Source organism: Sphingomonas sp. CCH9-F2 (genome assembly GCF_001556735.1).
In the GTDB taxonomy this organism is placed as follows: Bacteria; Pseudomonadota; Alphaproteobacteria; order Sphingomonadales; family Sphingomonadaceae; genus Sphingomonas; species Sphingomonas ginsenosidimutans.
The window spans coordinates 1-4,581 of the sequence record NZ_LSJO01000615.1; the positions used below are offsets into that span (position 1 = coordinate 1).

5 protein-coding genes are annotated in these 4,581 nt (G+C 68.5%); 1 reads left to right on the forward strand and 4 read right to left on the reverse strand.

All coding sequences use genetic code 11. From position 1 onward, the window contains the following. Nucleotides 1–62: 62 nt before the first annotated feature. A complete protein-coding gene (locus AX685_RS17130) occupies nt 63–338 on the reverse strand; it encodes an FAD assembly factor SdhE (RefSeq protein ID WP_066490742.1) in 276 nt (91 codons plus the stop codon). 123 nt (nt 339–461) lie between these two features. Between AX685_RS17130 and recG the strand changes: the two genes are divergently transcribed. Then, nucleotides 462–2,516, forward strand: coding sequence for an ATP-dependent DNA helicase RecG (recG, locus tag AX685_RS17135; RefSeq protein ID WP_066490744.1), 2,055 nt, complete (start codon nt 462–464; stop codon nt 2,514–2,516). 4 nt (nt 2,517–2,520) lie between these two features. Here the strand turns inward: recG and AX685_RS17140 are convergent, their stop codons facing one another. From AX685_RS17140 to AX685_RS17150, 3 genes are all read right to left on the reverse strand, one after another. Continuing rightward, nucleotides 2,521–2,826, reverse strand: a complete 306-nt coding sequence (locus AX685_RS17140; protein WP_082741047.1) for a PilZ domain-containing protein — start codon at nt 2,824–2,826, stop codon at nt 2,521–2,523. Between the two features lie 95 nt (nt 2,827–2,921). Then, nucleotides 2,922–4,148, reverse strand: a complete 1,227-nt coding sequence (gene tyrS / locus AX685_RS17145) for a tyrosine--tRNA ligase (protein ID WP_066490758.1) — start codon at nt 4,146–4,148, stop codon at nt 2,922–2,924. A gap of 25 nt (nt 4,149–4,173) precedes the next feature. Beyond that, nucleotides 4,174–4,581 (reverse strand): murein hydrolase activator EnvC family protein (locus AX685_RS17150; protein ID WP_156445894.1); only part of this gene is annotated, 408 nt, incomplete at its 5' end.

A 4,581-nucleotide genomic window follows, 5' to 3' on the forward strand; every position in this document is an offset into this window, starting at 1 on the left:
CCTCTGCGAGACCCCGGCCCCTCACCCCGGCCCTCTCCCCGACGGGGAGAGAGAGACAGAACTCACATCCCCGGATTAAGCACCGTCACGAAATCGACGCGGCGCATCGTGTCCATCATTTCCCCCTCCCATTCGGGCGGGCAGGGGATGGAGCCGATCGCCCAGCCCATGATGTCGACATCCTGTTCCTCCAGCAGCGCCTCGAACCAGTCGAGCTGGTCGGGCGACCAGCCGGCGCCGTGCGCGTCAAAAAAGCCCCCGATCATCAGATCGGCCTCGCGCGTGCCGCGGTGCCAGGCGCGGAAGCGCAGGCGTTTCAGGCGGATGTCGTGGTCCATCAAACTCTTTCGTCATGCCAGCGGATGCTGGCATCTTTCTGCGGCAGGTGTGCCCGGTCACGCAAAGATGCCAGCTTTCGCTGGCATGACGGGCAACGGCGGAATAGTCGGACGGACATAGTCATGCGACCCGATATCCTCAATCCGTTGTTCGCCGAGGTACAGGCGCTCAAGGGCGTCGGCCCGACGCTGGCCAAGCCGCTGGACCGGCTGGGCATTGCGCGGGTCGTCGACCTGCTGTTCCATCTGCCGTCCGGCTGGGTCGACCGCGTGGCGCGCGACGAGCTGATGCACGGTGATGTCAGCCGGACGATCGCGATCACCGTGACCCCGCGCGAATACCGCACGTCGTCCTCGCCGCGCGGTCCGACGCGGGTGCAGGCGGTGGATGCGCATGGCAACTACGTCAGTCTGGTCTATTTCGGCGGATCGTCCGGCTGGGCGAGGAAGCAGCTGCCGCTGGGCGAGGCGAAGCGGATTTCGGGCAAGCTGGAGCAATATGGCCAGGAACTGCAGATCATCCACCCTGAGATCGTCGGCGAGGACGATACTTTTCGCGAGCGCGAGGCGATCTATCCGCTGAGCGAGGGGATGACGTCGCGCCGGCTGGCGGGGCTGATCGAACAGGCGCTGGCGCGCGCGCCGGTGCTGGCCGAATGGATCGAGCCGAGCCTGAAGGCGCGGCACGGCTGGCCCGACTGGCGCGAGGCGGTGGCGCGCATCCATGCCGACCCGGCGGACGCGACCGCGCGGGCTCGGCTGGCCTATGACGAGGTGTTCGCCAACCAGCTGGCGCTGTCGATCGTGCGCGCCGACACGCGGCGGCGGCGCGGGCGCGCGCTGGCGGGCGACGGGCGGCTGCGCGATCTGCTGCGGCTGCCGTACCAGTTGACCGGGGCGCAGGCGCGCAGCGTCCGGGAGATCGAGGGCGACATGGCGCAATCCTCCCCGATGCTGCGGCTGTTGCAGGGCGACGTCGGGTCGGGAAAGACGCTGGTGGCGGCGATGGCGCTGCTGATCGCGGTGGAGGCGGGGGCGCAGGGCGCGATGCTGGCGCCGACCGAGATCCTGGCGCGCCAGCATTACGAAACGCTGCGGCGGACGCTCGCGGGACTGCCGGTGGAAATCGCGGTGCTGACTGGCCGCGACAAGGGCCGCGCGCGCGAAGCGACGCTGATGGGGCTGGCGGACGGATCGATCCACATCCTGGTGGGCACGCACGCGATCTTCCAGGAGGCGGTCGGCTATCGCGACCTGGGGCTGGTGGTGGTGGACGAGCAGCACCGGTTCGGCGTGGCGGAACGGATGCTGTTAAAGGACAAGGGCCGCCAGCCGCCGCACGTGCTGGCGATGACCGCGACGCCGATCCCGCGCACGCTGACGCTGGCGCTGCATGGCGAGATGGACCAGAGCCGGCTGGACGAGATGCCGCCTGGTCGCGAACCGATCGAGACGCGCGTGGTGTCCGAGGAGCGCGTCGACGAGGTGATCAACGCGCTGGGCCGGCATCTGTCGGAGGGCAAGCAGGCCTATTGGGTGTGCCCGCTGGTGGAGGAAAGCGAGACCAGCGACCTTCAGGCCGCGGAGGCGCGCGCGGCGGCGCTGGCGAGCCGCTTCGGCGATCGTGTCGGGCTGGTCCACGGGCGGTTGCGCGGGGCGGAGAAGGATGCGGTCATGGCGCGCTTTTCCGCCGGCGAGACCGGCGTGCTGGTAGCGACGACGGTGATCGAGGTGGGCGTGGACGTCCCCAATGCGACGCTGATCGTCATCGAACATGCCGACCGTTTCGGGCTGGCGCAGTTGCACCAGCTGCGCGGGCGGGTCGGGCGCGGCGGGGGACGGTCGGTGTGCCTGCTGCTGCGCGGCAGCGCGCTGAGCGAGACGGCGCGCGCGAGACTGGCGCTGATGCGCGAGACCAACGACGGGTTCCGCATCGCGGAGGAAGACCTGCGGCTGCGCGGCGCGGGCGAGTTGCTGGGCACGCGGCAATCGGGGGAGGCGATGTTCCGGCTGGCGACGCCGGAACTGCTGGGCGAATTGCTGCCCGCGGCGACCGACGATGCGCGGCTGCTGATCGATCGCGACGGCGGACTGGAGGGCGAGCGCGGGCAGGCGGCGCGGGTGGCGCTGTACCTGTTCGAGCGCGACGCCGGGGTGGCGCTGCTGCGGTCCGGGTGATCCGTCAGCGCATCGCGGCGAGCGCGAACTGGTAAAGCGCGGGCGGTATTTCACGCGTCAGCCGGCAGCCGATGCGCCCGCCCAGCGTCCAGCGCACTTCCCCGGTGAAGTCGCCGACGACCGGCAGCGTGACCGATACCAGCGACCCCACCGGCAAGCCGGTCTCGCACCGCGCCATGAAGCCGTGCGGGGAGACGTTGACGATCGTCATCGGGAAAGAGGAATCACCGGTGCGGCCGCGCGCGCGAAACATGGTTTCGTCGCGCGTCTCGGCGCGTTCCTCGAAGATGGCGATTGCCGGACGTCCCACGCGGATACCTTTCCCAAGCTCGATATCGACAACACGACATCCGATTTAAGGAAGGGTGAAACGTTACGGGTGGCTAATCTCTTTACCCCGTTTGTCTAACGCGGGTGAACGATGCCGTGGTGCTTCTTTCCAGCCGATACGCGCACCGGCTGGCCGGCGAGCGTCACGACCGCGCCTTCGTCCGACACCTTTTCCCCGTCGATGCGCGCGCCGCCGCCCTTGATGAGGCGGCGGGCCTCCCCCTTCGATGCGGCGAAGCCCAGCTCGACCAGCGCATCGACCAGCGGGATCGATCCGGCGGCAGTGATCGACGGGAGCGATCCGCCGCTGGCGCCTTCCTCGAAGGTGCGGCGTGCGGTTTCGGCCGCCTCGTCCGCCGCCGCCCGGCCGCGACACAGCGCGGTCGCTTCGTTAGCGAGCACCTTCTTCGCTTCATTGATCTCGGCGCCTTCCAGTGCCTCGAGCCTGGCGATCTCGTCCAGCGGCACGTCGGTGAACAGCCGCAGGAAGCGGCCGACGTCGCGGTCATCAGTGTTGCGCCAGAACTGCCAGTAATCGAAGTGCGGTAGCTGATCCTCATGCAGCCACACCGCGCCGGCGACGGTCTTGCCCATCTTCTGCCCGTCAGCGGTGGTGAGCAGCGGGGTGGTGATGCCGAACACCTCCGTCCCGTCCATCCGGCGCGCCAGTTCGATGCCGTTGACGATATTGCCCCACTGGTCGCTGCCGCCCATCTGGATGCGCACGCCGTGGCGCCGCGCCAGTTCGCGGAAGTCGTAACCCTGCAGGATCATATAATTGAATTCGAGGAAGCTGAGCGACTGTTCGCGGTCCAGCCGCAGCTTCACCGAATCGAAAGACAGCATCCGGTTGACGCTGAAATGCTGCCCGACCTCGCGCAGGAAGGGGATGTATTCCAGCTTGTCGAGCCATTCGGCATTGTTGACCATCACCGCATCGGTGGCGCCGTCGCCGAACGTCAGGAACCGGTCGAAAATGCGGTGGATGCCCGCGATGTTGGCGGCGATCACGTCATCCGACGACAGTTTGCGCGCCTCGTCCTTGAAGCTCGGGTCGCCGATCTTGCCGGTGCCGCCGCCCATCAGCACATACGGTTTGTGCCCCGCCTGTTGCAGGCGGCGCAGCAGCATGATCTGCACCAGACTGCCGACGTGGAGCGACGGCGCGGTCGGATCGAAGCCGATATAGCCGGGCACCACCTGTTTCGCCGCCAGCGCATCGAGCGCGGCCGCATCGGTCGTCTGGTGGATATAGCCGCGTTCCGACAGAAGGCGGAGGAGATCGGACGAAAATTCGCTCATGACGGGACGGGGCGTTACACGCGCGTCAGCGCCGCGGCAATTGCGCCGTGGGATCGACCGGGGTGCGCCCGCGCCGCAGCTCGAAATGCAGTTCCGGCTGGTCGGCATAGCCGGTTGCGCCGCTGAGCGCGATCGTCTGCCCGCGGGTGACCGGATCGCCGCGCCGCACCAGCAATTTGGCGGCATGGCCGTAGACCGAGGTCCAGCCACCGCCGTGCCGGATGATGACCAGCCCGCCCAGTGCAGCGATCCCGTCACCGGCATAGGCGACCGTGCCGTCGGCGATCGACTTGACGGGGGTGTTGAGCGGGACGGCGATCTTGATCCCGTCGCTGCGTTCCCCGCTGGCGCCCGCGCCGAAGCGCCGGACGACCTGGCCCGACACCGGCCAGACGAAGCGCCCAGGTGCGGCGGCGGGCGCCACCACCGGGGT

Bases quoted from the DNA above. Each gene is read 5' to 3' on its own strand.
- AX685_RS17130 (WP_066490742.1), bottom strand. From the start codon at position 338: ATGGACCACGACATCCGCCTGAAACGCCTGCGCTTCCGCGCCTGGCAC.
- recG (WP_066490744.1), top strand. From the start codon at position 462: ATGCGACCCGATATCCTCAATCCGTTGTTCGCCGAGGTACAGGCGCTC.
- tyrS (WP_066490758.1), bottom strand. From the start codon at position 4,148: ATGAGCGAATTTTCGTCCGATCTCCTCCGCCTTCTGTCGGAACGCGGC.